The sequence below is a fragment of the Parasphingorhabdus sp. W113 genome, assembly GCF_055693205.1.
This window is the reverse complement of record NZ_CM146328.1, coordinates 3,290,426-3,314,124: the sequence shown is the minus strand read 5'-3', so window position 1 is coordinate 3,314,124 and position 23,699 is coordinate 3,290,426. Positions and strand designations below refer to the sequence as shown.

At 55.7% G+C, this 23,699-nt stretch carries 32 protein-coding genes; 9 read left to right on the top strand and 23 right to left on the bottom strand.

From position 1 onward, the window contains the following. Window position 1 precedes the first annotated feature (1 nt). Together ACZ1GS_RS16040 and fdxA are read left to right on the top strand one after the other, a co-directional pair. Entirely contained in the window at window positions 2-313 is a 312-nt protein-coding gene (locus ACZ1GS_RS16040) for a S4 domain-containing protein (protein WP_472696169.1), read from the top strand. Window positions 314-415: 102 nt separating this feature from the next. After that, window positions 416-754, top strand: coding sequence for a ferredoxin FdxA (fdxA, locus tag ACZ1GS_RS16035; RefSeq protein WP_472696168.1), 339 nt, complete (start codon window positions 416-418; stop codon window positions 752-754). Window positions 755-814: 60 nt separating this feature from the next. On the opposite strand, the gene ACZ1GS_RS16030 is transcribed toward fdxA, so the two are convergent. From ACZ1GS_RS16030 to hppD, 3 genes are all read right to left on the bottom strand, one after another. Further along, complete coding sequence (locus ACZ1GS_RS16030) at window positions 815-1,825, bottom strand: fumarylacetoacetate hydrolase family protein (protein WP_472696167.1); 1,011 nt, start codon at window positions 1,823-1,825, stop codon at window positions 815-817. 73 nt (window positions 1,826-1,898) lie between these two features. Further along, window positions 1,899-2,465: a VOC family protein gene (locus ACZ1GS_RS16025; RefSeq protein WP_472696166.1), complete on the bottom strand. Its 567-nt coding sequence runs from the start codon at window positions 2,463-2,465 to the stop codon at window positions 1,899-1,901. After that, on the bottom strand, window positions 2,462-3,562 hold the full coding sequence (hppD, locus tag ACZ1GS_RS16020) for a 4-hydroxyphenylpyruvate dioxygenase (protein ID WP_472696165.1): 1,101 nt from the start codon (window positions 3,560-3,562) through the stop codon (window positions 2,462-2,464). Before hppD ends, ACZ1GS_RS16025 begins: the two co-directional genes overlap by 4 nt. A gap of 161 nt (window positions 3,563-3,723) precedes the next feature. On the opposite strand from hppD, the gene ACZ1GS_RS16015 reads away from it, so the two are divergent. Next, entirely contained in the window at window positions 3,724-4,500 is a 777-nt protein-coding gene (locus tag ACZ1GS_RS16015) for an ion transporter (RefSeq protein WP_472696164.1), read from the top strand. Window positions 4,501-4,730: 230 nt separating this feature from the next. Here the strand turns inward: ACZ1GS_RS16015 and ACZ1GS_RS16010 are convergent, their stop codons facing one another. The 9 genes from ACZ1GS_RS16010 to ACZ1GS_RS15970 form a co-directional block, all read right to left on the bottom strand. Beyond that, complete coding sequence (locus ACZ1GS_RS16010; protein WP_472696163.1) at window positions 4,731-5,228, bottom strand: Dps family protein; 498 nt, start codon at window positions 5,226-5,228, stop codon at window positions 4,731-4,733. Between the two features lie 87 nt (window positions 5,229-5,315). Next, window positions 5,316-5,822, bottom strand: coding sequence for a MarR family winged helix-turn-helix transcriptional regulator (locus tag ACZ1GS_RS16005; protein ID WP_472696162.1), 507 nt, complete (start codon window positions 5,820-5,822; stop codon window positions 5,316-5,318). Between the two features lie 73 nt (window positions 5,823-5,895). Then, the gene (gene ribH / locus ACZ1GS_RS16000; protein ID WP_472696161.1) at window positions 5,896-6,318 is read right to left on the bottom strand and encodes a 6,7-dimethyl-8-ribityllumazine synthase; all 423 of its coding nucleotides are present in this window, start codon (window positions 6,316-6,318) and stop codon (window positions 5,896-5,898) included. Next, the gene (gene ribB, locus ACZ1GS_RS15995) at window positions 6,318-7,625 is read right to left on the bottom strand and encodes a 3,4-dihydroxy-2-butanone-4-phosphate synthase (protein ID WP_472696160.1); all 1,308 of its coding nucleotides are present in this window, start codon (window positions 7,623-7,625) and stop codon (window positions 6,318-6,320) included. Before ribB ends, ribH begins: the two co-directional genes overlap by 1 nt. A 194-nt stretch (window positions 7,626-7,819) precedes the next feature. Further along, window positions 7,820-8,692 (bottom strand): alpha/beta fold hydrolase, encoded by an 873-nt coding sequence (locus ACZ1GS_RS15990; RefSeq protein ID WP_472696159.1) that lies wholly within the window; start codon window positions 8,690-8,692, stop codon window positions 7,820-7,822. Between the two features lie 180 nt (window positions 8,693-8,872). Beyond that, window positions 8,873-9,637, bottom strand: a complete 765-nt coding sequence (locus tag ACZ1GS_RS15985; protein WP_472696158.1) for a hypothetical protein — start codon at window positions 9,635-9,637, stop codon at window positions 8,873-8,875. 85 nt (window positions 9,638-9,722) lie between these two features. Further along, complete coding sequence (locus tag ACZ1GS_RS15980) at window positions 9,723-9,959, bottom strand: hypothetical protein (protein ID WP_472696157.1); 237 nt, start codon at window positions 9,957-9,959, stop codon at window positions 9,723-9,725. Window positions 9,960-10,045: 86 nt separating this feature from the next. Continuing rightward, a complete protein-coding gene (locus ACZ1GS_RS15975) occupies window positions 10,046-10,441 on the bottom strand; it encodes a hypothetical protein (RefSeq protein ID WP_472696156.1) in 396 nt (131 codons plus the stop codon). Between the two features lie 108 nt (window positions 10,442-10,549). Then, a complete protein-coding gene (locus ACZ1GS_RS15970; protein ID WP_472696155.1) occupies window positions 10,550-11,173 on the bottom strand; it encodes a hypothetical protein in 624 nt (207 codons plus the stop codon). Between the two features lie 298 nt (window positions 11,174-11,471). Here ACZ1GS_RS15970 and ACZ1GS_RS15965 point away from each other — a divergent pair, with 298 nt between their 5' ends. Then, a complete protein-coding gene (locus ACZ1GS_RS15965) occupies window positions 11,472-11,921 on the top strand; it encodes a hypothetical protein (protein ID WP_472696154.1) in 450 nt (149 codons plus the stop codon). Between the two features lie 146 nt (window positions 11,922-12,067). On the opposite strand, the gene ACZ1GS_RS15960 is transcribed toward ACZ1GS_RS15965, so the two are convergent. The 4 genes from ACZ1GS_RS15960 to ACZ1GS_RS15945 form a co-directional block, all read right to left on the bottom strand. Then, complete coding sequence (locus ACZ1GS_RS15960) at window positions 12,068-13,180, bottom strand: hypothetical protein (protein ID WP_472696153.1); 1,113 nt, start codon at window positions 13,178-13,180, stop codon at window positions 12,068-12,070. Beyond that, a complete protein-coding gene (locus ACZ1GS_RS15955) occupies window positions 13,177-13,485 on the bottom strand; it encodes a PadR family transcriptional regulator (RefSeq protein WP_472696152.1) in 309 nt (102 codons plus the stop codon). The genes ACZ1GS_RS15960 and ACZ1GS_RS15955 overlap by 4 nt, the downstream gene beginning before the upstream one ends. A gap of 333 nt (window positions 13,486-13,818) precedes the next feature. Continuing rightward, window positions 13,819-14,442: an outer membrane protein gene (locus tag ACZ1GS_RS15950; protein WP_472696151.1), complete on the bottom strand. Its 624-nt coding sequence runs from the start codon at window positions 14,440-14,442 to the stop codon at window positions 13,819-13,821. A 178-nt stretch (window positions 14,443-14,620) separates the two neighbouring features. After that, a complete protein-coding gene (locus ACZ1GS_RS15945) occupies window positions 14,621-14,998 on the bottom strand; it encodes a glycine zipper domain-containing protein (RefSeq protein WP_472696150.1) in 378 nt (125 codons plus the stop codon). 125 nt (window positions 14,999-15,123) lie between these two features. On the opposite strand from ACZ1GS_RS15945, the gene ACZ1GS_RS15940 reads away from it, so the two are divergent. Continuing rightward, window positions 15,124-15,672, top strand: coding sequence for a hypothetical protein (locus ACZ1GS_RS15940; protein WP_472696149.1), 549 nt, complete (start codon window positions 15,124-15,126; stop codon window positions 15,670-15,672). After that, a complete protein-coding gene (locus ACZ1GS_RS15935; RefSeq protein WP_472696148.1) occupies window positions 15,672-15,896 on the top strand; it encodes a helix-turn-helix domain-containing protein in 225 nt (74 codons plus the stop codon). Before ACZ1GS_RS15940 ends, ACZ1GS_RS15935 begins: the two co-directional genes overlap by 1 nt. A gap of 47 nt (window positions 15,897-15,943) precedes the next feature. Here ACZ1GS_RS15935 and ACZ1GS_RS15930 read toward each other — a convergent pair whose 3' ends face one another. Both ACZ1GS_RS15930 and ACZ1GS_RS15925 read right to left on the bottom strand, forming a co-directional pair. Beyond that, the gene (locus tag ACZ1GS_RS15930) at window positions 15,944-16,387 is read right to left on the bottom strand and encodes a hypothetical protein (protein ID WP_472696147.1); all 444 of its coding nucleotides are present in this window, start codon (window positions 16,385-16,387) and stop codon (window positions 15,944-15,946) included. 63 nt (window positions 16,388-16,450) lie between these two features. Continuing rightward, a complete protein-coding gene (locus tag ACZ1GS_RS15925) occupies window positions 16,451-16,840 on the bottom strand; it encodes a DUF1304 domain-containing protein (protein WP_472696146.1) in 390 nt (129 codons plus the stop codon). 203 nt (window positions 16,841-17,043) lie between these two features. On the opposite strand from ACZ1GS_RS15925, the gene ACZ1GS_RS15920 reads away from it, so the two are divergent. Continuing rightward, a complete protein-coding gene (locus ACZ1GS_RS15920; RefSeq protein ID WP_472696145.1) occupies window positions 17,044-17,439 on the top strand; it encodes a hypothetical protein in 396 nt (131 codons plus the stop codon). A gap of 31 nt (window positions 17,440-17,470) precedes the next feature. Here ACZ1GS_RS15920 and ACZ1GS_RS15915 read toward each other — a convergent pair whose 3' ends face one another. The 4 genes from ACZ1GS_RS15915 to ACZ1GS_RS15900 all read right to left on the bottom strand — a co-directional run bounded on the left by ACZ1GS_RS15915 (window position 17,471) and on the right by ACZ1GS_RS15900 (window position 21,197). Beyond that, window positions 17,471-18,415 (bottom strand): M28 family peptidase, encoded by a 945-nt coding sequence (locus ACZ1GS_RS15915; RefSeq protein ID WP_472696144.1) that lies wholly within the window; start codon window positions 18,413-18,415, stop codon window positions 17,471-17,473. A 114-nt stretch (window positions 18,416-18,529) separates the two neighbouring features. Then, window positions 18,530-18,994 (bottom strand): hypothetical protein, encoded by a 465-nt coding sequence (locus ACZ1GS_RS15910; protein ID WP_472696143.1) that lies wholly within the window; start codon window positions 18,992-18,994, stop codon window positions 18,530-18,532. A 921-nt stretch (window positions 18,995-19,915) separates the two neighbouring features. Beyond that, window positions 19,916-20,293 (bottom strand): hypothetical protein, encoded by a 378-nt coding sequence (locus ACZ1GS_RS15905; RefSeq protein ID WP_472696142.1) that lies wholly within the window; start codon window positions 20,291-20,293, stop codon window positions 19,916-19,918. Window positions 20,294-20,372: 79 nt separating this feature from the next. Then, window positions 20,373-21,197, bottom strand: a complete 825-nt coding sequence (locus ACZ1GS_RS15900; RefSeq protein ID WP_472696141.1) for a TauD/TfdA dioxygenase family protein — start codon at window positions 21,195-21,197, stop codon at window positions 20,373-20,375. A gap of 113 nt (window positions 21,198-21,310) precedes the next feature. Here ACZ1GS_RS15900 and ACZ1GS_RS15895 point away from each other — a divergent pair, with 113 nt between their 5' ends. Further along, window positions 21,311-22,303 carry an SDR family oxidoreductase gene (locus tag ACZ1GS_RS15895; RefSeq protein ID WP_472696140.1) on the top strand — a complete coding sequence of 331 codons (993 nt, stop codon included), beginning with the start codon at window positions 21,311-21,313 and terminating at the stop codon, window positions 22,301-22,303. On the opposite strand, the gene ACZ1GS_RS15890 is transcribed toward ACZ1GS_RS15895, so the two are convergent. Beyond that, window positions 22,304-22,741 (bottom strand): hypothetical protein, encoded by a 438-nt coding sequence (locus ACZ1GS_RS15890; protein WP_472696139.1) that lies wholly within the window; start codon window positions 22,739-22,741, stop codon window positions 22,304-22,306. A 134-nt stretch (window positions 22,742-22,875) separates the two neighbouring features. Between ACZ1GS_RS15890 and ACZ1GS_RS15885 the strand changes: the two genes are divergently transcribed. Further along, window positions 22,876-23,640, top strand: a complete 765-nt coding sequence (locus tag ACZ1GS_RS15885) for a helix-turn-helix domain-containing protein (RefSeq protein WP_472696138.1) — start codon at window positions 22,876-22,878, stop codon at window positions 23,638-23,640. Window positions 23,641-23,699 lie beyond the last annotated feature (59 nt).

Below are 23,699 nucleotides of genomic sequence, written 5' to 3'. Positions count from 1 at the left end.
GTTGAGGACAAAAAGGAGCAACCGGGACAGCGATCGCAGGGCAGAGGGCCAGGCGTTGCGGATCGACAAGCTGCTCTGGTTCCTCCGCTTTGCCCGCAATCGCGCGATGGCCCAAAAACTGGCGAACAAAGGCTATGTCCGGCTCAATGGTCGCCGCGTCGATCGGGCCCATATGATGGTTCGCAAAGGGGATATTCTGACAATTCCCAAGGATCGCGACGTTCATGTCATCCGGATTGCAAAGCTTCCGGTGCGGCGAACCAGCGCCCCCGATGCCCAATCCTGCTTCGAGCGCTTGACCCCCGGCGACTGAATTGCCTGTGCAAACCAACTATTGACGATAGAGTTTTTGCCGAATAGCAAGATGTTATGAGCCGCGGTCTGGGCGGTTTGGTTAGATGGAGTAGCCGACACAATGACTTATGTAGTGACCGACGCATGTATCAAATGCAAATATATGGACTGCGTTGAGGTTTGTCCTGTCGACTGTTTCTATGAAGGCGAGAACATGCTCGTGATCAATCCGAGCGAATGCATCGACTGCGGTGTGTGCGAACCGGAATGTCCAGCCGAAGCCATTTTGCCGGATACCGAAGACGGGCTTGAAAAATGGCTCGAAGTGAACACCAAATATTCCGAAAGCTGGCCGAACATCACGGTCAGTCGCGAACCGCCAGCCGATGCCGATGAATTCAAGGGCGTCGAAGGCAAATTCGAAGCGCACTTCTCCGAAAAGCCCGGCGACGGCGATTAAGCCGCCAGCGGTTTTCTAAACCGGCGCGAGCGCCCCGCACGCTCTCTCTCTTGTGCGTTGCTAAACCGCTTCCACTTCCTGCCGGATGGCGCCGAAAATCGACCGGCCATCGGCGTCAAGCATCTCGATCTTGACCGTATCGCCCGCTTTCATGAACGGGGTCTTTGGTTCGCCATCGGCTATGGTCTCGATCATCCGGATTTCGGCAATGCAGCTATAGCCGAGCCCGCCTTCTGCTACCGGTTTGCCGGGACCGCCGTCGGCATCCTGATTGGATACCGTGCCTGACCCGATGATGGTACCCGCACAGAGCGGCCGCGTTTTGGCGGCATGAGCGACCAGTTGAGCAAGACTGAATGTGGCATCGACACCGGCATTGGCGCGGCCAAACGGCTCACGATTATAGTCAACATGCAACGGCAGATGGATCACTGAATCCTTCCACGATTCTCCCAGTTCATCCGGGGTGACGGCCACCGGTGAAAAGGCGCTCGGCGGTTTGGACTGGAAAAAGCCGAATCCCTTGGCCAATTCGCCGGGGATCAGCCCGCGCAGCGAGACATCGTTGCACAGCATGATGAGACGGATATGATCCGCCGCCGCTTCCGCGCTGACGCCCATCGGAACATCGCCAGTGATGACTGCCACTTCGCCTTCCATATCGCAGCCCCAGGCGGGATCACCCAGAGGGATCGGATCGCGCGGGCCGAGAAACGCGTCGGAGCCGCCCTGATACATGAGCGGGTCATGATAAAAGCTCTCGGGTACTTCCGCGCCGCGGGCTTTGCGGACCAGCTCGACATGGTTGATATAGGCGCTGCCATCGGCCCACTGATAGGCGCGGGGCAGTGGTGAATGGGCCTCGCGTTCGTGAAAGCGCTCGCATGGAACCGCCTGATGCTCAACATCGCGGGACAGGGCTTCGAGCCGTGGACTGCAATAGTCCCAATTGTCGAGCGCCGCCTGCAGGGTCGGCGCAATATTATTGGCTTCGCAGCACCGCGTCAGATCGGTGGAGACCACGACCAGCCGGCCATCGCGCGTGTTGTTCTTCAGCGTAGCGAGTTTCATCTACTATCCCTTTTTTTGGAGCGCCGGTCAGACCGAACGGAGAAATGGAGACTGCCCGAATAGGGATAGACTATCAATGCTCGTCGCGTGCTTTTTCATGCAGCCAGGCGGCATGCTGGGGTGCCTTCTTGGTGCGGTTCCATTCTTCGAGCATCTCCGGGGCCACCCGTTCGAGCTCGGCCATTTCTTCCGGCGTACCGGTGTTGCAGGCCAGCTCGAGCCGGTGTCCGTTGGGATCGAAAAAGTAGATCGACTTGAAGATACCGTGGTTGGTTGGCCCGATCACCTCGATGCCCTCGGCCTCGGCGCGCGCCTTGGCGGCCATCAGGTCGTCAAGGGTCGGCGCCTGAAATGCAATATGCTGAACCCATTGCGGGGTATTGGGGTCGCGGCCCATTTCAGGCTGTTCGGGCAGTTCGAAAAAGGCAAGGATATTGCCCCCGCCGGCGTCCAGGAACACGTGCATATAGGGATCATATTCACCAGTGGAGGGAACATGGTCCTCGCTAAAGGCAACGGTGAACGGCATTGCGAGAATGCGCTGGTAGAATTCAACCGTTTCCTTGGCATCCTTGCAGCGATAGGCGACGTGATGAATGCCGTTGATCTTGGGCGCGGGCGGGATGGCTGGTGTCTTCATTCGGCAGGTTCCGTGTTGAGCACGCCGCGGGCCACCTGGTCCCGTTCGATGCTTTCGAACAGCGCCTTGAAATTGCCTTCGCCAAAGCCGTCATCGCCTTTGCGCTGAATAAATTCAAAGAATACCGGGCCAACTTGCGCCTCGGCAAAAATCTGGAGCAGCAAACGGGGTTCGCCGCCATCGGTTGAGCCGTCGAGCAATATGCCGCGAGTTTGCAATTCTTCGACATTTTCGCCGTGCCCGTTCAGCCGGCCATCCAGCATTTCATAATAGGTTGCCGGCGGCGCGGTCATGAACGGTACGCCCAGGGCTTTCAGCCGGTCCCAGCAGGCCGGCAGATCTTCACAGATCAGGGCGATATGCTGGATGCCTTCGCCGTTAAACTCGCGGAGAAATTCCTCGATCTGGCCCTTGCCGCCTTCGCCTTCTTCGTTGAGCGGAATACGAATCTTGCCATCCGGCGCGGTCAGCGCCTTGGAGGTCAGTCCGGTATATTCGCCCTTGATGTCGAAGAAGCGAATCTCGCGGAAATTGAACAGGGTTTCGTAATAATCCGCCCAATATTTCATCCGGCCGCCATAGACATTGTGGGTGAGGTGATCGATGGTGTGAAAACCGGCCCCTTCGGGATGACGATTCACCCCGGGCAGATATTCGAAATCAATATCATAAATCGAAAGATCCTCTCCCCGTTCGCCGCCTTCATAGCGGTCGACCAGATAAAGAATGGCGCCGCCTATTCCGCGGATTGCCGGGATATGCAGTTCCATCGGGCCGGTATTGACCGACACCGGTTCTGCACCATTGGCCAGCAGATGATCCCACGCCTTGTGCGCATCGCGAACCCGGAACGCCATGCCGCAAGCGGATGGGCCATGTTCGCGGGCAAAATACCAGGCGGGAGATCGCGGTTCGTAATTGATGATCAGATTGATCCCGCCCTGCCGCCACAGGTGGACGTCCTTGCTGCGATGCTTGGCGATGCAGGTAAAGCCCATGGTTTCGAAAACCGGTTCGAGCACGCCTTTTTCGGGTGCGCAAAATTCAACAAATTCAAAGCCGTCGAGGCCGGCCGGGTTTTCAAAAAGATCAGCCATGGGAGCGTTCCTAACAATCAAGAGCAATATAGTTACAAATGAAACTATACTCGGGCCGGCTGAAAAAGGCAAGCGCTGATAAACTTGGACAGCTCGCTTGATCCGCGGACCCAAATTCGCCAAATGACAGCTGTTCCAGTCATCACAAGGTTCCCGAAGACATGCAGAAAATCAAGGCACTGATCGAATCGGTAGCGTTTCAGAATGCGATCATGGCGGTGATCATCGTCAATGCGATTATCATCGGGCTGGAGACATATCCCTTGGCGATGGATAGCTTTGGCCCGGTTCTGCTCGCCCTTGATACGATCGCGATCACCATTTTCGTGATCGAAATTGTGCTCAAGCTGCTGGTCTATCGCCTGGGCTTTTTCAGAAGCGGCTGGAACGTTTTCGATTTTGTCATTGTCTCGGCGGCGTTGCTGCCGCTTGGCGGCAATTTCGCGATATTGCGGGCGTTGCGGATCATCCGGGCGTTTCGCCTGATTTCGGCGATGCCGAAAATGCGCAAAGTGGTCCAGGGCCTGCTCGCCGCTATCCCGTCCATGGGGTCGGTAATATTGCTGCTCGGCCTGATCTTTTACGTGGCATCGGTCATGGCGACGAAATTGTTCGGCAGCGCTTTTCCGCAATGGTTCGGCTCGATCGGCTCGTCGCTCTATTCGCTGTTCCAGATCATGACCCTGGAAAGCTGGTCGATGGGGATCGTCCGCCCGATCATGGAAGTCTATCCCTGGGCCTGGGCGTTTTTTGTGCCGTTCGTGCTGGTCACATCCTTTGTCGTGCTGAACCTGTTTATCGCGATTATCGTCAACGCGATGCACGAGGAAGCCGACGAAGAGCAAACCGCCCAGCGCGATGAAATCCTTGATGAAATCCGGCACTTGCGCAAAGACGTCGCAGCGTTGCGCGCAGAAAAAGCCGCCGCTATCAAATAGACAGCGGCGGCTTTAGTCTGGTCAATGTGCGACACCGGATCACCCGGTGGCATCGGATCCCGTTTCTAGAAAGCGCCGGCCGTCACCGCCAGGCCGGCGATCGCCAGCAGGGTGGAGGTGACCAATATGGCTGGCATATTCCTGACGCATATGCCCTGGCGCGCTTCATTCTTATCCATAGTCATTAGGGATCCCTTGTTTGGTTCTGTGTGTCGATGGCTGGTGCCCGATCAGGACAAGCTGGCAGACAGCATCCAGGATGCTTCTTCCAGTGCCCCGACGCGAGATGTCAGCAGGTCGGCGGTAAAGACGTCATCTGCTTTCTCCGCGAGCTTAACAAATTCGCGCATCTGATCGGCCACGGTCAGATTGTCGCTCGACAGCTGGGTCAGCATGGCGTCGACATCGCCCCAGTCGGTCTGGTCATCAATCGTGCTGTTGTTGATATAAGTCGACAGACCTACGGGAGTTTTGGCACCCAGCGCCCGGATCCGTTCGGCCAGTGCGTCGATCGATTCTGCCAAATCTTCATATTGGGCTTCGGTCATCTTGTGGACGCTGACAAACATCGGTCCGGTCACATTCCAGTGCACCGACTGCGTCTTCTGATAAAGCACATAGGTGGAGGCGAGTACTTCACCAAGCTTCTCCGCCATCTGCACGCGATCGTCGCGTTTCAGATCGGTTTTCATGTCGCGAATGTCTGTTTTTTCAATTGTCGTAGTCATACCTTGGTCCTTTCATATTGCGTGCTCATACGCTTGGCGGAGCACTGCAAAGGGGTTAGCGACGCATCTCGCTTCGATCCGGCCGGCCTAGTGGGTCGGTGGAGAAGCTATTGTCAGGACCGGCGATGCGTCTAGCTCATCGGCCCCCATCATCTGCGCGACGTCGGTCAGCGCAGAGAGAATGGATTTGCGGTGGTCTGTCGTCAGACCGCCAAATTTGGAGAGGAAGTGGTCCTGCAACAACGGCGGTGCCGCTTGCAGCGCGGCCTTGCCTTTCTTGGTCAGCCGGGAATGCACAATCCGCTTGTCGGTGGTGCTGCGATAGCGTTCCACCAGACCATGCTTCTCGAGCTTCTCGAACATCAGCGTTACCGTTGGCTGGCTCAGACTGATATGTTCGGACAATTGTCGCGTCGTGACTTCACCCAGCGCGTCCACCGCTTTCAGCACGACATGCTGGGGTGTGGTCAACCCGGTTTCCCGGGCCAGCTTCTTGGATTGGACATCAATAGCGCGAATGATCTGGCGCAAGCTCGTGAGAACCTGGTCCGCTTGGCTATCGCCCGAATCGCCATATGTTTCGCTCTCAATCATTTAGTGTCATAATGTTTAGAGTACTAAATGAATATTGTCAAGCCGTGATTTGCAAGGTCGTTTTTTGGGCGGCTCAAACCGCGAATTTCTGCCCCAGTTCATGCATTGCAATCGCTGCTTTCGCTGCCTCGCCGCCCTTGTTCTTCTGGCCTTTGTCGGCCCGGGCCAGCGCCTGCGCTTCATTTTCGACCGTGATGATCCCGTTGCCAATCGCCGCGCCATCCAGCGACAGCGCCATGATCCCGCGGGCGCTTTCATTGGAGACGATCTCAAAATGATAGGTTTCGCCGCGCAGGACGACACCCAGCGCGACAAAGCCGTCATATTGCCCGCTGTCGATCGCCATCGCGATGGCGCCAGGCACTTCCAGCGCTCCGGGAACGGTCAGCGTTTCATGCTCATGGCCGCCGGCCGACAATGCGGCCTTCGCGCCGTCGAGCAGCATGTCATTGAGATGGTCGTAAAAGCGCGCTTCGACGATAAGAAATTTGGCCATTATGCGGTCTCCAGTTCTTTGGCTGCGACGCCTGTGGGGATCGCCCGTTGCCCGACAATCCGCAAGCCATAAGCATCGAGGCCGACCAGGTCATGGCTGGTATTGGACAGCAATTCCATATCGCTCACGCCGAGTTCCGTGAGGATCTGGGCGCCGACGCCATAGTCGCGCAACTGATCCATATCAGCCGGTTTTTCTCCGTTCAGACGCGCGACCTGCCGGGAATAGAAATCGGCCATTCGCGGGCTGATGAAGACAATGATACCGGATCCGGCCTCGCCGATAATCTTCATCGATTCTGACAAAGTACCACTATGATCGCCGGTTTTGCCGAAAATATCGTCGAAAATCGCCGTCGCGTGCATCCGCACAAGCGTCGGTTGTTCCGGATCGATATGCCCTTTTTGCAGAACAATCTGTTCCGATTCCGTCGCAGTGTTGAAAAAAGTAAGCGCCTTCCATTCGCCGCCCCAGCGGCTGTCGAATGTCGCTTCCGCCCGCTTTTGCGCGAGATGATCATTGCGCAGCCGATAGGCGATGAGATCGCGAATGGTGCCGATTTTCATGCCATGATGCTGGGCAAATTCGATCAGATCATCGAGCCGCGCCATCTCGCCATCATCTTTCATGATTTCGCAGATCACGCCCGATGGGTTGAGCCCGGCGAGCCGCGAGACATCGACTGCGGCTTCGGTATGGCCAGCGCGGACCAGCACGCCGCCATTGCGCGCCTGCAGCGGGAACACATGGCCCGGCGTGACAATCTCACTCTTGCCCTTGGTGCCATCAATCGCCACCGCAACAGTGCGGGCGCGATCGGCGGCAGAAATGCCGGTGGTCACGCCCTCGCGCGCCTCGATCGAGATGGTGAAGGCGGTTTCATGGGCGGTGCGGTTATTCTGGCTCATCATGTCGAGGCCGAGTTCCTCCACCCGGTCCTTGGCCATCGCCAGACAGATCAGGCCGCGGCCATATTTGGCCATGAAATTAATCGCATCCGGAGTCGCCATTTGCGCCGGGATGATCAGATCGCCCTCATTCTCGCGATCCTCGTCATCGACCAGGATATACATGCGGCCGTTGCGCGCTTCGTTGATAATCTCTTCGGCTGTCGCCATCACGCCGCTGCCGCCGCGCGCGAGATATTTTTCCAGCTTGCCGAGTGTCTCCGCGGTCGGGTTCCAGTCGCTTTCGCCGAGCCGGCGCAGGCTGTTGGCATGCAGGCCCGCCGCCCGGGCCAGTCCCGCCCGGGTTTCTTGTCCGGAGTCGATCAGGTCAATCAGTTGTTCTATCAATATCTTGCTCATGGATGCAGCCCTGTCTATTTGTAAGGTCTATTCCCTAAGCCGCGCTGTTATCACACTGTAATGTGATCCGTCCAGAGCTATATCACATCAAATGTGATAGGGTTTTGATATTTTCGGCCACCTGCTGCCGGTTCTGCGCGGAATTGCTTCATTATATGCGCCATATTGACCAAACGCGCTTGGCTGCGAGCGGCCTAGAGGAAGGCCCGCAATTCGCCAACAAACTGGTCAAACTGGTCGTGGTGCAGCCAGTGACCGGCATCGGCAAATTCCTTCACTGCGACATTGTCCCCGAAATATTGGATGCGGCCGTCTTTCTCAGGATTGCTCGCCCAGCTGTCGGCGCCATAATGCAATTGCGTCGGACAACTGATATTGCTCCAGAGCTCGTGGATATTGTCCTGGGACAGGTCGATCGAATCCCAGTGCTGGACATAGGGATCGAATTTCCAGCTATAGCTGCCATCCTCGTTGCGAATGACCGCGTGGGTTGTCAGGTGCCGCGCCTGTTCGTCGGACAAATGCCCATTGGCGTCCTGCATCCGTTTGAGCGCGTCTTCAAAGGTCGGATAGCGTTTGACTTGCCGTCCGGCGGCCTTGCGCTTTTCCTCGATGCTGTTGCGGACACGTTGCAGCTGGCCGGTTTTCTCGCGTTCGGCGAGCATTTCCGGTCCCGGACCCAGCCCCTCGATCGCCACCAGCTTGCGCACCGTGTCCGGATAGAGCCCGGTATAGCGCAGCGCGATATTGCCGCCCATGCTGTGAGCCACGATCGTTACCGGCGACAGGTCGAGCTGATGGATCAGTTGCGCCAGATCCGTCACCATCGCCATGGTCGTGTAATTGCCATCGGTGCTCCACTGGCTGTCGCCATGACCGCGGACATCCGGCGCGATGATGTGCCAGTCCTCGCGCAGCTCCTGCGCCACCCAGTCCCAGTTGCGGCAATGATCCTTGCCGCCGTGCAACAGGATCAGCGGCGGCTTGTCGGCATGGCCCCAGTCGGCATAGTGCAGCCGCAATCGCTGCGAGAAATAGCTGTGGGATGCGGGGCCAACCAATTCCATCTTTGTTCCTTGTCTTGCGTCTGGTGATCAGAGGGGTTCGGCTGCTCTATAAACCGGGCTGGCCCGGAATGTCGAAGGGTGATTGTGGGGTAGCGGCCGCGTTCCGGTTACAAGCGGGCGATGGACGGCCGCTTGTAACCGGCTGGCGATGATCACCGGCCGGTTGAAAGTTCACACAAATCACACCGGTTCGGGCGGCTCATCACAAAACCCGCTGCGCGCGAGCAGGCCGCTGCGATCGGCGCGTTCCCACTGGAGATCGTCCCAATTGTCGCGATCTGCCAGATCGAGATCGGAGATATCGATATCCTCTGGTGCCATCTGGTTGATCCGGATCATTGCGGCGCGCCTGGCCAGTTCGGTCCTGTCCTCTGCCCCCGACAGCCCATCGGGATCGGAGCTATCCTGATCGGGTGATGGTGCGGCGTCGGCGTCAATCTCCGCGATCAGCGCTTCACAGGGGCTGCCCCTGCCAATCCCTTCCAGCAGTGCGTCAAAATGCGCCGCCGCCGCCCGCGCCGGCTGGCCTTGCTGATCGATACCATCCGCCATCTGGTCGAGCCGCGCCAGCGCGGCCAGAAACAGCGGCGCGCTCCAGCGCTCCCGGGTGCCGACTTCCTCGCCCTGATGCCACACCGCCTCGCGCCAGCCATTCAGGCCCTTGTCGAGCAGTTCATCCTGAAAAATATCCCGTGCATGGATCAGCGCCGCATCCCAGGCCCGGGCAAAGGCCCGCCCATCCGCGCGCCGCCGCAGCCGATAGGCGCTTTCCCGCGACAATCCGGCATAAGCCGCCGCCGCCTTGACATTGCCGATCCGCGCCAATGCTTCGAGAAACAGCACCTGCCGGTCCGGAGACCAGCCATCATGCCGCACCCGCGGCTGCGCCAGATCGGCGGTCGCAGGGATATCGGCAAACTGGTTCTGGGTGGGTTGATCGGTCATACTGGCTTTCCTTTGGTTAGATAGAAAACCAAAGAATAACCGATTTGGTTATATGTAGGAAAGAGCCGATGGGGGTTGGGTTGTGTTAGGGCAAAGGTCGGGGCAGCCCCTCTTTGGCTCGAGCAATCATGTCCTCTAGTCGGGAAAGCTTCAGTTCGCCCAATGCACGACCGGCATGATCAATGAACCGCACGTCAAAATCATCAGATATACCCCTGCGCAGCTCGATGACGCACCGGTCCTGGGCATAGAGTTCGGCAATCCTTTGCTCTTCATCAGGCGGCGAAGCGAAAATGACTGAAAAGCTCTCTTCTAGATTCATGATTTTCTCATCCGCTTGGAAAAATGAATTTCGGATTGGTCTAGGCGATTGTCATCGTCATGTCTGCTCTGACCCGACAGCGGGCACTAGCGATGCTGCTTAAGTTGAAGCAAATCATAAGATCTGAGAATTTCGATGTCCTGGCTGGTCCAGTCCAAGCCTGATATTCTGTCTCGATCTTCCATTTGGTAAAGACCAGCCAATTCCTGAAATTTCTCATTCAGCAAGCTCAGTTTGCTGTTCAGTATTTCTGACAGACTTGCATCCAGAAAATTGGTTCCTGTCAAAGCCCAACAGCTATGGGCGAACACTACAAGTATAATATCACTCCCGAAATTCGTCACGGCTTCTTCATAAAATTCAAACATCCTGCTGTGGTATTCGTCTGACTCCGATGCCAAATTCTGATCCTGCAATTTCGCATGCAAGCTTTTGAAGTCGGTCAATATTGCGACAAGCAAAATGTCAGTTTCGTGATGCATTTTTTTTGATTTTTCCTTAGTATCAATCTTTGCAATGGATAGCAGTCTTCGGCAGCAGTCTTGACGTTCGCAATATCCCTAAAGCGAATGTTAGCGAGGCCATTACCGTCAGCCACCGGTTCGAGACATTTCCGTCAAAGCCTTCTTTATCAATTCAATAGCTTGGTATTTACCAACGTCGGTTGCGATGAGCGGCACATCAATATCCTTCCTGTCGCCAAACCTTGGAATACAAACAATATTGTGGAACCGTCCCCCCAACCTGATATTATCAATATCAATATCCGACAACGAGTATAGCGTTCGTCTCAGCAACACCAATTCATTGCCGCGGATGCCCAACAGGCAATGCTTGGACAACAAGAGATCAACGGTCTGGAAAAGACAAATCACCAGAAAGGCTGACAGGATGATGATCGAAAATACAGGGTGAAACAACAGATCACGCTGGTTCATCAGATGCTCAAAATCAAAAAAGTCACGGCCAAAATTACTGTACCCAACACCAACGATCACCACCAAGGGCAACCAGCAGATTGCTAGATAGGGAAAGAATTGGGTCCTTAGAATGACCCGATCGCATCTTACTCGATTGAAAAATGTCATTCGTGGTGGTCCGGAGTTGATTTGTTGTAGAAGGCTAGAGTTAGCTTGTTGGTTCAGTGTCGGTGTTATCAGCGAAAGCGGACTTTTAAGTAAGCCGCCTGTCATTGCCAACGTGGCTTCATCCAAGAAACCCTCTGCATCGCTTCGGTTTCAGCCGTCAATGCAGAATCATGTTTGCCGCGATATGGACCAAGTCCCCCCATTCTCCATTTGCGCGAGATTGATGGCGATAGGAGACGGCCCCGTCATCACGTCGCACAAAAACAATTCGCTCCACCTTTGCCGGGTTTTCCATGGTTTTGATCCATGATCGCTCATCACCTTCCCAATTTCTGCGGTATTCCGGAAGCGGACGCAAAAGTTGGACCCATCTAGCGGCCTGGTGTGCGTTGACAGACTTGCTGTATTATAATAGCAACACAGCATGAAGCGTGCGCTTGCCATTGTCATTTGCCTTGTCTTCCTCGGTTCCGGTCTGATCCGTATTGGCGTGAGCGCGCTGATGATCGGGCAGGCCATGGGTTGGTGGATGTTCGATGGTGAAGCTGTCGAAGCCTTGGCCGATACACGGCGCTTCATTGCCGAGCGGCCGGTTAACCTGATCGGTTTTACACCGATCTCCTATTTTGCGTTCATCCTGTTCATGGGTGTGACGATCAGCCTGGGCGCCCTGGGACAATTGTGGCGCAAACAATGGGGCCTGGTCCTGATCGGCCTGTACCTGGTCAGCCATGGTTCGCTGTTCCTCAATTTCATGACCGTGAACCCCAAAATCTTTCTATGGGGGTTATCAGTCGTCGCGACATTGATTCTGTTTTGGGCAAACCGGCCAGAAAGGGAAAGGCCAGGCACCAACTTATCGCGCGCGCAGTGATGACAACGTAAGTTATGCCAAGTGATTGCGTGGTTGTCGGCGTGAATTGAGGGCGGGAGTCTGGTTGGTGTCTGGCGGCGTTTGTCGGCCTCTATGCCGCGCTGTTCTTTCCGGCAAAAACCGGCGGCCGCCATGGCTTGAAAGCATCAGGCCGCGAATGACGGCGTGTGGATAGGGCTCTCGGCGCTGTTCTTATCCGATGCGGACAACCGGTTGCGGTCCTCGCCGCCGACCGGGTGTGACTGGCTCATCGGTTGGATCAACAGGATGCTCAGAAAATATCCGATAATCGCGCTGGCTCCATAGCCCACGATTGGCGTGGGATAGGCGCCCATCGCTGCCGCCGCGATCAGCGCTAGCCAGCATGTGGCGAAGGTGGCGTGCAGCAGGCTGCGTTCGGTTCTCGGGATGAAAAATATCGGGGAAACCAGCGCCATGCAGCCGATCCAGAGCGACAGTCCGGTGATGATATGGCTGTCAAAGGCGGTCCAGAGAATATGATCGACAAAGGGCACTGCGGGCAGGCGGTCCGGTAAAAACAGGGTAGTCAGAAAACCAGTTGCACAGACAAGCGCTGCGGTGAACGGCAATCGGCCTGGCCGCCACCAGCCAATCACGGCGACCGCCGCAAACAGCATGCCGGCCATGGCGCGATCCGGTTGCAACGCCATGGCAATGCCGGCCGTGCAGACCGCCAATAGCGTCCAGATATTTTGCACTCTCGCAAAGCTGAGCGCGATGAGGGGCAGAAGAATGAGGCTGGTCTGTATGAAAAAAGGCCCCATCAAGACCCATCGCCTGGCATCGGCAATCGCATAGCCGAAGGTTGCGGTGGCAAACAGGATCAGCGAAGCCGTCACCGCACAGAGGATCACAAACCGATTGGTGATCCGGACCGATATAATCACGGCGATCGCTAACAGGAGCCCGATCGTCATGGCCGCTCCATTGACGATCATCATCATGGCGGGCGCGCCTGCCACTGCCAGATAAGCCAGCCCGATCAGACAGGCGATCACGCCTGAGACGAATGTTATCCTCGTGAACCGGTCTTGCATCGCATCTCTCCATGGTTTTTCGGGCGACAGTTTCAATTCCAGATGAAAGCGACAGCAGGCGATCAGACAGCCGAGCGCGAACATCACGGCTTCGCTGTCCTTTGGCATGTTGGCCATTTCAGCGTCCATCGCCCGGGCCCATTTTTTGCGATGCGCGGGCGTGAGCCAATGGATCAGACGCAGGAGGACCAGGCGCATCATGCGGATTTTGGTTTCAGCTGCGGGGCGGGTGCGGCGCGGGCGTCATCGATCAATCGCTGGGCCACAACGCGCCCGGCTGCCGAAAGGCTGTAAATATGCCGCGGCGGCCGGCCCTCGACAGCCGCGTCCTGCCAGTGCGAGGTCAGAAAATCCTGATCTTCCAGTCTGGCGAGCATCGGATAGAGCGTGCCGGGTTTGATACCGGTCATCTGCATGATCTCATAGCCATGCAGGCCCTGCGGCGCGTCGAGCAAGGCTGTCAGGGCCCGTTTGGTTGCTTTGGAAGGGGCTCTTGTTTTGCGCATGATCACTATATCGATATATATCGATTTAATGTCAATTCTTTCTTCGCATGACCTGATTCCGAGGGCGGGACCTCCCACCGCACCCATCAGATACCGCCGATTGGCAACTCAGCAGTTGCGGTTGCCCCAGATCAGAAAGCGGACCAGCCAATAGCAGCAGCTGGACGATTCCGCATGGCAATGGCAGGACCAGGGTGTTTTTGCGATGCTCGGCTTTTCATGGGATTGCTGCGATCCGTGAACAGGAGGGTGGGATGATAGGGAGACCGGGCGATGGTTAGCGGGTGCAGAATGCCGTCGCCCGGTCTCCCGGGGGTGCGCTTCTCAGGGAGCTTAGAAGCGCAAGGTCAAACCGCCCAGAACCTGGTTTGAGTCGAACGAGCGCTTATGTTCGTTGCGCCGATATTCGACCCGGAAAGACGCATGGCGGTTGATCGCCACTTCCACGCCGCCGCCGTAGATCAGGCGCCCGCCGGTCGCCTTTTCTGTCACGACCGGCGTGGTGTTTCCGGTCACCAGGCCGCGCACGGTATAGCGGTTGAGGCCATAGCCCAGGCGGCCATAAGCGAGGACATTGGGTGTGATGGCAATGCCCGCCCGCGCCGAGACACCGGCTGACCATTTTGAATCCAGTTCAATCGAACCTTCCGGACGCGCCGCGCGCAGGCTTTTGCCATTGGGGCTGAAATCGGCTTCGAGGCCCAGCACTAGCTTGTCAAACTGGGCATCAAATCCGACAAATCCGCCATAGGCAATGCCGCTGGCCTTGTCGTTCAACCGCACCGTATCGGGGGCTGGCAATACAGTTTCGTCAAATTTGCGGCGTTCCCAGCCGGCTTGCACGCCGACCTTCACGCCTTCAAAATTTTCATCGCCCTCGCGTGCATGGGCAACCGATGCTCCGGCAAAACTGGAGAGCGCAACGGCCATGGTGGATAGGATAAGAGTCGTCTTCATGATATGTCCTTTCTTGACATTTTGGGGAAATTTGGGCGCAGAAAATCTGTCTCCAGAAACGCGGCGTCCCGGTAGTAAAAGTGGTAAAATTTCTAGTCTGTGATGGTGATCGGCTGGCCCGGGCCGGGGTCGGAACCGGAGCGCTTGCGGATCAGGGGTTCGGGCTTATCCCATGCTATCACCCCACCACGGGATGGCCGCGACCGGACATGCAGCGTATGACGATATGCTTGCGGTCTGTTTCAGTTTCCGCCGCACCGCTCGCGCCGCCGATCAGGCCGCCCAACAAGGCGCCAGCAACCGCGCCTTCGACCGAGTCGCCCTCGATCGCGCCAAAAGCACCGCCAATGACCGCGCCCGCCAGAGCCAAAACTCCGCTGCCATCATCATGTTTGTTTTTCGCCAGGGCCTGGCAATCGGCCAGATCGGCATGATAGGCCGCGCCCTCATAACCGTCGATGATCGGTCGATATCCGGATGCGGTGTCCGCACAGCCGCCCAGAACAAGGCTGCAAGCGGTCATTCCTGTGATCGCTCCCATTTTCCAGAGTTCCATGTTTAATTTCCTTCGATGAACATTTTGATTGAATATGGCCCGTTACACCGTAAAATCTTTCTGAACCATGAATATTTTTTTCTGTTATACAATAAAATATATCTGTCAAACAAAAGGTAGTTTCTATGATTCAGAAAGCTTTGGTCCAGAATCGATGGCTTTATCGGGTCTTGCGGGTGCTCGCCGGGGTGATGACGTCGCTCGTCGGACTGGTCATTCTCATCACCGCTATTGGCGCCTTGACGGGCGATACCGAAATGCTCGTCGACTTTATTGATATTGAGTCGACCGCGCCCAAGCTGACCATGGTCGCCCAGGCGGCGATCATCTTCTCCAGCGGTTTCGCGATCCTCACATTCTGGTTGCTGTTCCGGTCGATCAACCAGTTTCTGAAACATGCGGAACAGGGCGAGCTGTTTCTGGACAGCACCGCCGATGCGCTGTCCCGCATGGGCCGCGCGATGATTCTGCTCTATATCGTGTTTCTGTTTTTCGACATTCTCTTGCCGATGCTGATCGAACCGAAGCCGATGATCGAAAACGCCATCAGCTTCCTTGTCTATTTGATCGATCCCAATGCCCTGACCTTGCTCATCGGCATTGTTCTCACCGCGCTGGCCGGTGCGCTGCGCGAAGGCTGTGAGATTCAGGACGAATTGCGGCAGATTGTCTGATGGCTATCGAAGTGACCCTCGATGTGATGCTCGCCGTGCGGAAAGTGAAATCCAAGGATCTCGCCGCTCATGTCGGGATCACCGACGCCAATCTCTCGCTGCTGAAATCCGGTAAAGTCAAAGGCATCCGCTTTGAAACCCTGTCCAAAATCTGCGACTATCTGGAGTGCACGCCCGGCGACCTGTTGCGCCATGTGCCGGCCGAGCCCGATAACGCAGCTTAGCGAGCGGTGAGGAGGAGGTGGGTATTGGTGTGGTCCAACCTAAGGCGTTACCAGTATCCAAGATGTATTTTTTCAACAAATGTCCACTGCGCGTCGTCGTAGTAAAACGCATAGGCGCCTATTTCCCCGCCAGGATCGCTATAAGTCAGGAAGGCATGGTTACGTGATTGTGTTGGTGCATTGACGCGCATCGGGCAATCATCTCCCGAGAATGCACCGAAGGTTCGAGCAGGCGAGATGTCGATGCCATCGGAGTCCAGTGTAGTCTCTATCATACTCGCTGATTTTCTTGTTTCCGGATCCTGAAAAAGCCTGGCTTCCAGCGTTGCTGGCGGCCCGTTTTCGTCTGACTTGATGACCATCGTTTTTCCATGGATCGCGACACATTGTGTCCAGGGATATTGTTGGCTGACAAGCTTGTCGACAAGTTCATCGTCGGTGGTTGGCGCGCATGCTGACAGGAGAAGCGCAACAGGGGCAAAGCGAAACATTGCAAGATCATAGGCCCGGAACCGTCAGGCGCAAGAAAAACGGACTGATGAGCCCGCAGCCATTCAGCCGGGGCTATGCAAGGATTTCCGATAGGCCAGAGTGGCAAAAACAAAGGCAAGGACCGCCGGAACGGTCTGCACAACGGCGATTTTCAGCGCAACCGTATAGGCGCCAAAAATCCCGGCAATGGCGACAAAGGCCAAAAAGCAGGTCGCCACCTTGAACCGCCATTGCGCGTCCCTGATGAACAAGGACCAAGTCAGTCCCACCGCCAGGAAGGCGTTGTATAATCCCTGATTGGCTGCCATCGCCACGGTTGGCTCGAACAAATCAGCGGGCAGGCTTGCAAACACGTCTGGTCCGCGAGACACCCAGGCAAATATCTCGAACCAGGCAATATAGAAGTGCAGCGCCGCTATCAGACCGATCAATAGAGTGGCAATTCTGTGCATAACGATCTCTTCTCATTTGCGGCACATTTGGTTGGTTGTGCGCCGTGATTATCCCTTGTTTCCCAATAGCCGAAAAGATAACTGCGCGGAATGACGATTGCCACATTCATAAACTATAATGACAAACCCATATATCTGACCATCGAACCGTGAGCTGATCGCCATGAAATTCCCCCTTGGGAGAATGCGGGGTTCGCTATCAATTGAAAGATGGTGCGGAAGATCGATCGGCATCTACAATAACAGAAAACGAAATTGAGTTTTGGTGCAACACGGACGATTATGAGATCGACATTGTTTCGCCCACCCCGAGAGATGTGTTTATCTGGGAACTATGCGTCGAGCTTGGTTGCTGTGGGAGCCCCAAAGGCACGATTGACGACTTTCTCCCTGAAACTGGAAATCTGACCGCGGTCGAGTTCTCCAAACTGGTCTTCTTTGCCGAAGGAACACACTCAAACCTAGAGCGCGAACCAAATAGACGTCTGCACAAAAACATTCAGTCGCGTTTCATAAAGCAGTTTGGTGAAAAAGCGGTTCCGATCGAGACTTTGCGACATACAAGCGGAAGACCGTTCGATATTGCTGATGACCGCTAGATCCCGATAGCGATAGCAGAAATTGGATCGATCAATTCGCGTTGTCCGTTTGTCGCCTTTCAGACCAAGTCCGAATAACTTGGGCAAGTCCCGAGACAACCCGAGCGAGGCGTTTACTGTCGACTTTTTCGGGCGTATCGCGGCGACTATGATATTGCGGGTATCGAAAGGCCGCCGTATCGGTCACCATCAAGGCAGGAATATCGACGGCGCTGAATGATCGATGGTCTGACCAGTCAATGCCCTGCACAAAAGCGGGAGCGGTGCCTCCTACGCTCGGAAACCTGGCCACTGCCCGAAAATCACCCACCGTCTTTCTCACAAAAGACCGCGCCGAACTATCACCGACAAAGGCGATAAAATTACCTGTCTGAGGGTAGAGAAAACTCAACGGCGGTGGATATTTTTGGCTATTCGGCTCGTCGCTATAATAGCCCATTGTTTCAAGCGACAGCATTCCCAGATAATTCTCATCGCGCTTGTTCAACGCCTTCGCGTAGACGGCGCTGCCCATATAGTCGGTCTTGAAATAGGGCGGCTCTTCATTGACGAAGAACACGAGACGCAGGCGCAAGCCACCCTTGCCATCGAGGTCCCGAAGCTGCCGTGCCAATTCCAATAGGGCCGCTACGCCGCTACCGTTATCATTGGCGCCATGGCTCTTGCCGAAACTGTCGTAATGCGCGCCTATGATCAAGGTTTCCGCATCGCCAGAAGCGGGTTCAATAACCGCTTCAATATTGCGCACGGTTCGATTGCCGACAGAAAAGGGTTGCAATCTAACGGTATAATCCAGCGCAACTAGCTGCTCTTCAATGTAAGCAGCGACATCTTCCAGCGCCGTGAAGTGCTGAATATTATGCGGTCTGGCACCGACAATTGAAACATGCCCGGCCAGAAAATCAGCGGAAGACCGTTCCGGTTGCGATAGCGCGGGCAGATCGCCCTCGAAAGATTGACCGGGAACCGCTGTCATCCACAACAGGCCTATTACCGGAATGGAGAACAAGACTGCCACGGTCAACGCCGCTATCAATCGACCTTGATATTTCTGCAATAGCTGTTTCGCCGGAAATCTCCCCACCTGCAATCAACCGAAACAATGCCTCTGCGTCAAGTTTCTAATGTCCGCCTTTGCGCCCGAGGTGACGTTACATCTCTTGCCTATTTCATCGGTAAAAGCGCCATATAGTTCTGTTTGATATCGCAACAGATCGCGAGCATCTTTTTCGGTCAGCATCGAATATTCAACGGCTTTAACGTGATCAATGGCATAATATTCACACGGCCCAAATTGGTATTCCAGATTGCTTTGCTGTTTCCGGATTACGACGATAAAGTTAGCATCGGAGTCATACCAAACGACCCGCTGTGCTATTGAGAACGCAGTTTTTTTGTTATAAATTTCCGCGTAGTCGTCTGTCAGTGCTTGAAAAAAATAACCTCCCGCTATTTCGGTTTCGACATATTCGCTGGTTGCTTCATCAATAAGCCATGGCACCCCAAACCAAGCAACAATTATCAAAGCAATGAACGAACCGATGACCTTTTTCATATGTTGGTTGTCTACTATGAATTAATCACCGTCAATTCCAATGCCCGCTTTTGCGCTCATAGCGGAAGCTAGCGTAGCGACCGCTTTATCCATCAACTGGATGCAAATAGGGTTCAAGACTATTCCCGTTCGACAAACTTCTCACTCGAAAGTAACCCTCTTCCGATGAACTTTCTTTTTGTTTGCAGCCGAAATCAACTGAGAAGCCCAACTGCGGAGGCTGTGTTTGCAAACATAGACGAAGTATCTGCGCTTTCTGCTGGTACAAATCATGATTCAGAGACACCCTTGTCAGGTGACCTCATAGAGTGGGCAGATACCATCTTCTGTATGGAAGCTAGCCATAAGAGAAAAGTACAGAACGCGTTCCGCGCAATTTTAAGAGAAAAAAGCTCACCGTTCTCGGGATAGCAGACAATTATAGCTATATGGACCCTGAGCTCGTGCGATTAATCCGGGCAAAGTTCCCTCGGTGGTTCACAGACTAAGTGTCCGCAATATCCCGAATGCCGACACCAGTGGCCGGAGATAAAGCCCGCTTTCCGGGCTATCAAATCACCACATGGTACCCACATACAGAGCATCGCTCTTTAACCAGCGGCAAGAAAAGACTATATTTCCATGACAGCAGATTGCCGTGCCCACAGTCTTTGGGTTTGGTGATGATGTAGACATAAAATCCCAGGCCAGCGATAAAATATACCGAAGAAAAAACCATCGAAACCGATAGTTCAGCGCTTGCAACACTCAAAAAAATCGCAAATGAGAGATATGAATTCAGCAGCAATATGTTCGCTTTGGCCCGTCCGATTTTCATACTGAATCCGTGCTCCAGTTGCTTACAGCTAATATGGATGGATCGTGCATGGATTATTTTCTCCAGTGTTCGTCATTGGCAAAATGCGGACGATAGCCACGAAGCTAATGAATTCCTCCTCCATTACACCGTGGTTGCGTTATTTCAGCGCTTTCCTTCAGAAATGAGAATTGAATAACGCCACAACCACCGTCATCCGGGATCGGCAGATTATTGTGGTCTTCCAGCCAATAGCGACCACCAACTTTTGCAGAAAATTGCGTTTTATAGTCTTCCAAACAATTGGGATATCTATCTTTTCGAGTCGAGCAATAGTTTTCTATTTCGTCCTCAAATAGGCTAAATTCAGCTTCGGATGAAGTTATCTTAGTGTAGACAATCTGAACGTCTCCATTTTCTTTATAGGCATAGAATCTCGCATAGTCTCGGAGATCACCTTCACTTTTGGAAGGAAGAATTACCTGACCTTCAATCATATCCATTAGACGGTCTTGTGAATCACTGCATCCAGTTAAGAACAAGGTGGCAATCAGAATAAGGCTAAACTGCGTCACCACCCCACTAGTGCAGCGGCACGCCTGCCAGGGTGATCCGGTGCATTGAGCGGCGGTGGCCCTGATAGTCGTTGAGCGCATAGTGCCAGGTCGAACGATTGTCCCACATGGCGAGGGTGCCGGGTTGCCATTGCAGGCGAAAGTGGAACTGCGGCTGTTCGGTATGGGCGTAGAGTGCGGCGAGCAGCGCCTGGCTGTCGGCTTCGGTCATGCCAACAATATCCAGCGTGAAGCCGGGATTGACATAGAGCCCCTTGGCGCCGGTTTCGGGATGGCGCAGGACGACCGGGTGGATCGCTTCCTGGACCGCGGATTCGCTATTGCCGAAGCGGCCGGAGAAATTCTTCTGATATTCGCTTTGGGCCCCGAAAATATGCGCGTTGCCGTGCCGTGCCTCGAGGCCTTCGAGCCGCGCCTTCATCGTGTCGTCGAGCGCGTCATAAGCGGCCTGCATGCCGGCGAACAAGGTGTCGCCGCCGGTTGGGGGCAGTTCCAGCGCATAAAGAATGGAGCCCATCGCGGGCACCTCGTCATAGCTGTGATCGGTGTGCCAGCCGCCGCCAATATTGACGGTCTGGTCAGGCTCCTTGAGCACCTTGGCGATTTGCGGATAGCCTTCGACCGGCGTGAAGAAGCGGTTGATGTCAATATCGGTCCAGCGCTCGGCAAAGGCGATATGATCTTCCGGTGTCAGCTGCTGGTCGCGGAAGAACAGCGCGCCGCGATCGAAAAACAGCGCCTGCAATTCGGCAAACTGATCGTCCGACAGCTTGGTGATATCGGTATTTTCGACAATTGCGCCGACCGCGTCGCTGGCTTGGCTTATCTGCATGATCTGGTTCCCCTGCCTGTCGAGACTCTTCCTCTTGCCGGAAAGAATATCCCATAGTGTTATCCAACCAGTCTATGATACTATTGCCGTTGATCACAAGCAGGAGTTTTTCGATGACCGACCAAAGCCTCAATCGCCGCCAGCTTCTGGCCGCCACCGCCGCCACCGGCCTGGCCGTTTCCGCCTGCGCCGCCAGCGCCGCCGATGGCAAGACCGATCTCACCGGCAAGGCGATCCTGATCACCGGCTGTTCGTCGGGCTTTGGTTATCTTGGCGCGCTGCACTATGCCGAGCGCGGCGCCAAGGTATTTGCCACCATGCGCAATCTGCCGCGCCCGGAAGCAAAACAAATGCAGGCCATAGCGGACGATGAGGATGGGCTCGATATCACCATCATCGCGCTGGATGTGACTTCGGACGAGTCGGTCGCCAAGGCGGTCGCCGAAGCGGAGCGTCTGAATGGTGGTGCGCTGGATGTCGTGATCAACAATGCCGGCATTGGCACCGGCGCGCCGGTCGAATTGCAGGATGTCGCGATGACCCAATTGCTGTTCGACACCAATGTGGTCGGCATGCAACGGGTGGCGCGGGCCGCCTTGCCGGCGATGCGCGCGAAAAAGGCCGGGCTGATCGTCAATGTCTCGTCGCAACTCGGCCGGGTGATGGTGCCTGGCATGGGGCTCTATTCGGCGACCAAATTTGCGGTCGAATCGATGAGCGAGCAAATGGCTTATGAACTGGTGCCCCATGGCGTCGATGTAACCGTGGTCCAGCCGGGCGGGTTTCCGACCAAGATCTGGGACAATGGCAACCAGCTGACCGCGCCGATGCTCGACCGGGCCGAGGAGGAGCGCAAGGCGGCTTATCCGGCACTGGTCGCGGGCGCCTTGCGGGACGGCGGCGGGTCAACCGATCCGATGGATGTCCCGCGGGCGATTGCCGACCTGATCGCCCTGTCTGCCGGCAAGCGCCCGCTGCGGCTGCCGGTCCATCCTGGCCGCAAGCCCCAACTGGCGATCAACGAAGTCAGCGCGAAGACGCAGGTGGCAATGCTCGGCAATTCGCCCTTCGGTCCGTGGATCAAGGATGTCAACGGCCGGGTCTGATCAGCTGCTGGTCACCGCGCTCGGCTGTTTCACTAGCAGCAGTGGTGCGAGATAGAGGGTCAGAAAGACCATATTGGGTATCAGATTGACGGCATTGCCGCTGGCGACAGAGGCGCTGCTGTCAATCACGAACCAGGTCAGGAAAACCCAGATGCTGCCGCGCCGGATGAGCTCATTGCCTTGGGCCACACCGGGCGCAGAGATGAACAGATACATCGCGCCCAGCCCGCCAAAGACGCCGCCGGCAATCGCAAAGGCGAGCTTCGATTCGGGCGTGGTCAGACCGGCAACCCCGGCATTGCCCGAAGACGCGATCCGCAGGAACAGGTCATTGGCACCGGTGAAATCATTGACCCCGGCAAAGGCAAAGACCACGGCGGTGAGGATCGAAAAGGCGCCGATGACGCGCATGAAGGCAAGAGCTGTCTGGGGTGTCATGATCGGGTCTCCTGTGTTGTGTTGATCGGGATATGCAGCGGCGCCATCCGCAAAACAATTACCTGCCAGGTAGGTGCAACTGGCCGGGGACATGGCATAAGCGGGTGCTAGGCTTGGTGAAACAGGAGCGCGATATGCAGACGGAATTTGGCAGCATCTTGAAGGAATGGCGCAAGGTCCGCCGGTTCAGCCAGCTCGACCTGTCGCTCGAAGCGGATATGTCTGCGCGGCATCTCAGCTTTCTCGAATCCGGGCGTTCCAATCCCAGCCGGGCCATGGTCCTGCGGCTGTCCGAGGCGCTGCAACTGCCCAAGCTGGCTGCCAATCAGGCGCTCAACGCCGCGGGATTTGCCGCGGTCTATCCCAGTCTCGATGACAATGCGCCCGAACTTGCCCCGGTGCACAAGGCGATTGAAACGATGCTCGCCAGCCATGATCCCTATCCCGGTATCGCGATCGACCGGCACTGGAATGTAGTGCAATCCAACCAGGGCGCGACGATCATGATGGCGCTGGCGAGCGGCGAAGCCACGGCCAATCTGATCGACATATTGATCGCCAGCGTCGACATGGGTCTGATCGAAAATTGGGACGAGGTCGCGGTGCTGTCGCTGACCCGGTTGCGCACAGAAATCCTCGAACTGGGCGGTGATGAAACCCTGTCCGCGATGGCGCAGCGTCTGGCCGCCATGGACCGGTTGCAAAATGCCGATATCGGGTCGATCAATCTCAATCAGGCGGTCATCCCGACGGTGTTCCGGATCGGCGAGAACCGGCTATCGCTCTTTTCGACCATTGCCCAGTTCGGCTCGGTGCAGGATACCAAAGCGGGCGAAACCCGCATTGAATTGATGTTCCCGGTCGATGAGGAGACCATTCAGTTTTTCGAAAGGTCCTAGCTGCCATCGCTGGCGTGGACAAAAGTGGGGGACGGGATATCCAGGCGATCAGAGCATTA

What these genes read in the sequence shown, in the direction of transcription:
- ACZ1GS_RS15955 (WP_472696152.1), bottom strand. Translation starts at nt 13,485, where the DNA reads ATGCGCAAAACAAGAGCCCCTTCCAAAGCAACCAAACGGGCCCTGACA.
- fdxA (WP_472696168.1), top strand. Translation starts at nt 416, where the DNA reads ATGACTTATGTAGTGACCGACGCATGTATCAAATGCAAATATATGGAC.
- ribH (WP_472696161.1), bottom strand. Translation starts at nt 6,318, where the DNA reads ATGGCCAAATTTCTTATCGTCGAAGCGCGCTTTTACGACCATCTCAAT.
- ACZ1GS_RS16005 (WP_472696162.1), bottom strand. Translation starts at nt 5,822, where the DNA reads ATGATTGAGAGCGAAACATATGGCGATTCGGGCGATAGCCAAGCGGAC.
- hppD (WP_472696165.1), bottom strand. Translation starts at nt 3,562, where the DNA reads ATGGCTGATCTTTTTGAAAACCCGGCCGGCCTCGACGGCTTTGAATTT.
- ACZ1GS_RS15905 (WP_472696142.1), bottom strand. Translation starts at nt 20,293, where the DNA reads ATGGATATGATTGAAGGTCAGGTAATTCTTCCTTCCAAAAGTGAAGGT.
- ACZ1GS_RS15890 (WP_472696139.1), bottom strand. Translation starts at nt 22,741, where the DNA reads ATGACACCCCAGACAGCTCTTGCCTTCATGCGCGTCATCGGCGCCTTT.
- ACZ1GS_RS15935 (WP_472696148.1), top strand. Translation starts at nt 15,672, where the DNA reads ATGGCTATCGAAGTGACCCTCGATGTGATGCTCGCCGTGCGGAAAGTG.
- ACZ1GS_RS16015 (WP_472696164.1), top strand. Translation starts at nt 3,724, where the DNA reads ATGCAGAAAATCAAGGCACTGATCGAATCGGTAGCGTTTCAGAATGCG.
- ACZ1GS_RS15965 (WP_472696154.1), top strand. Translation starts at nt 11,472, where the DNA reads ATGAAGCGTGCGCTTGCCATTGTCATTTGCCTTGTCTTCCTCGGTTCC.
- ACZ1GS_RS15985 (WP_472696158.1), bottom strand. Translation starts at nt 9,637, where the DNA reads ATGACCGATCAACCCACCCAGAACCAGTTTGCCGATATCCCTGCGACC.
- ACZ1GS_RS15975 (WP_472696156.1), bottom strand. Translation starts at nt 10,441, where the DNA reads ATGCATCACGAAACTGACATTTTGCTTGTCGCAATATTGACCGACTTC.
- ACZ1GS_RS15940 (WP_472696149.1), top strand. Translation starts at nt 15,124, where the DNA reads ATGATTCAGAAAGCTTTGGTCCAGAATCGATGGCTTTATCGGGTCTTG.
- ACZ1GS_RS15900 (WP_472696141.1), bottom strand. Translation starts at nt 21,197, where the DNA reads ATGCAGATAAGCCAAGCCAGCGACGCGGTCGGCGCAATTGTCGAAAAT.
- ACZ1GS_RS15930 (WP_472696147.1), bottom strand. Translation starts at nt 16,387, where the DNA reads ATGTTTCGCTTTGCCCCTGTTGCGCTTCTCCTGTCAGCATGCGCGCCA.
- ACZ1GS_RS16025 (WP_472696166.1), bottom strand. Translation starts at nt 2,465, where the DNA reads ATGAAGACACCAGCCATCCCGCCCGCGCCCAAGATCAACGGCATTCAT.
- ACZ1GS_RS15915 (WP_472696144.1), bottom strand. Translation starts at nt 18,415, where the DNA reads ATGACAGCGGTTCCCGGTCAATCTTTCGAGGGCGATCTGCCCGCGCTA.
- ACZ1GS_RS15980 (WP_472696157.1), bottom strand. Translation starts at nt 9,959, where the DNA reads ATGAATCTAGAAGAGAGCTTTTCAGTCATTTTCGCTTCGCCGCCTGAT.
- ACZ1GS_RS15925 (WP_472696146.1), bottom strand. Translation starts at nt 16,840, where the DNA reads ATGCACAGAATTGCCACTCTATTGATCGGTCTGATAGCGGCGCTGCAC.
- ACZ1GS_RS16010 (WP_472696163.1), bottom strand. Translation starts at nt 5,228, where the DNA reads ATGACTACGACAATTGAAAAAACAGACATTCGCGACATGAAAACCGAT.
- ACZ1GS_RS15945 (WP_472696150.1), bottom strand. Translation starts at nt 14,998, where the DNA reads ATGGAACTCTGGAAAATGGGAGCGATCACAGGAATGACCGCTTGCAGC.
- ACZ1GS_RS15895 (WP_472696140.1), top strand. Translation starts at nt 21,311, where the DNA reads ATGACCGACCAAAGCCTCAATCGCCGCCAGCTTCTGGCCGCCACCGCC.
- ACZ1GS_RS15910 (WP_472696143.1), bottom strand. Translation starts at nt 18,994, where the DNA reads ATGAAAAAGGTCATCGGTTCGTTCATTGCTTTGATAATTGTTGCTTGG.
- ACZ1GS_RS16030 (WP_472696167.1), bottom strand. Translation starts at nt 1,825, where the DNA reads ATGAAACTCGCTACGCTGAAGAACAACACGCGCGATGGCCGGCTGGTC.
- ribB (WP_472696160.1), bottom strand. Translation starts at nt 7,625, where the DNA reads ATGAGCAAGATATTGATAGAACAACTGATTGACCTGATCGACTCCGGA.
- ACZ1GS_RS15960 (WP_472696153.1), bottom strand. Translation starts at nt 13,180, where the DNA reads ATGATGCGCCTGGTCCTCCTGCGTCTGATCCATTGGCTCACGCCCGCG.
- ACZ1GS_RS15885 (WP_472696138.1), top strand. Translation starts at nt 22,876, where the DNA reads ATGCAGACGGAATTTGGCAGCATCTTGAAGGAATGGCGCAAGGTCCGC.
- ACZ1GS_RS15950 (WP_472696151.1), bottom strand. Translation starts at nt 14,442, where the DNA reads ATGAAGACGACTCTTATCCTATCCACCATGGCCGTTGCGCTCTCCAGT.
- ACZ1GS_RS15990 (WP_472696159.1), bottom strand. Translation starts at nt 8,692, where the DNA reads ATGGAATTGGTTGGCCCCGCATCCCACAGCTATTTCTCGCAGCGATTG.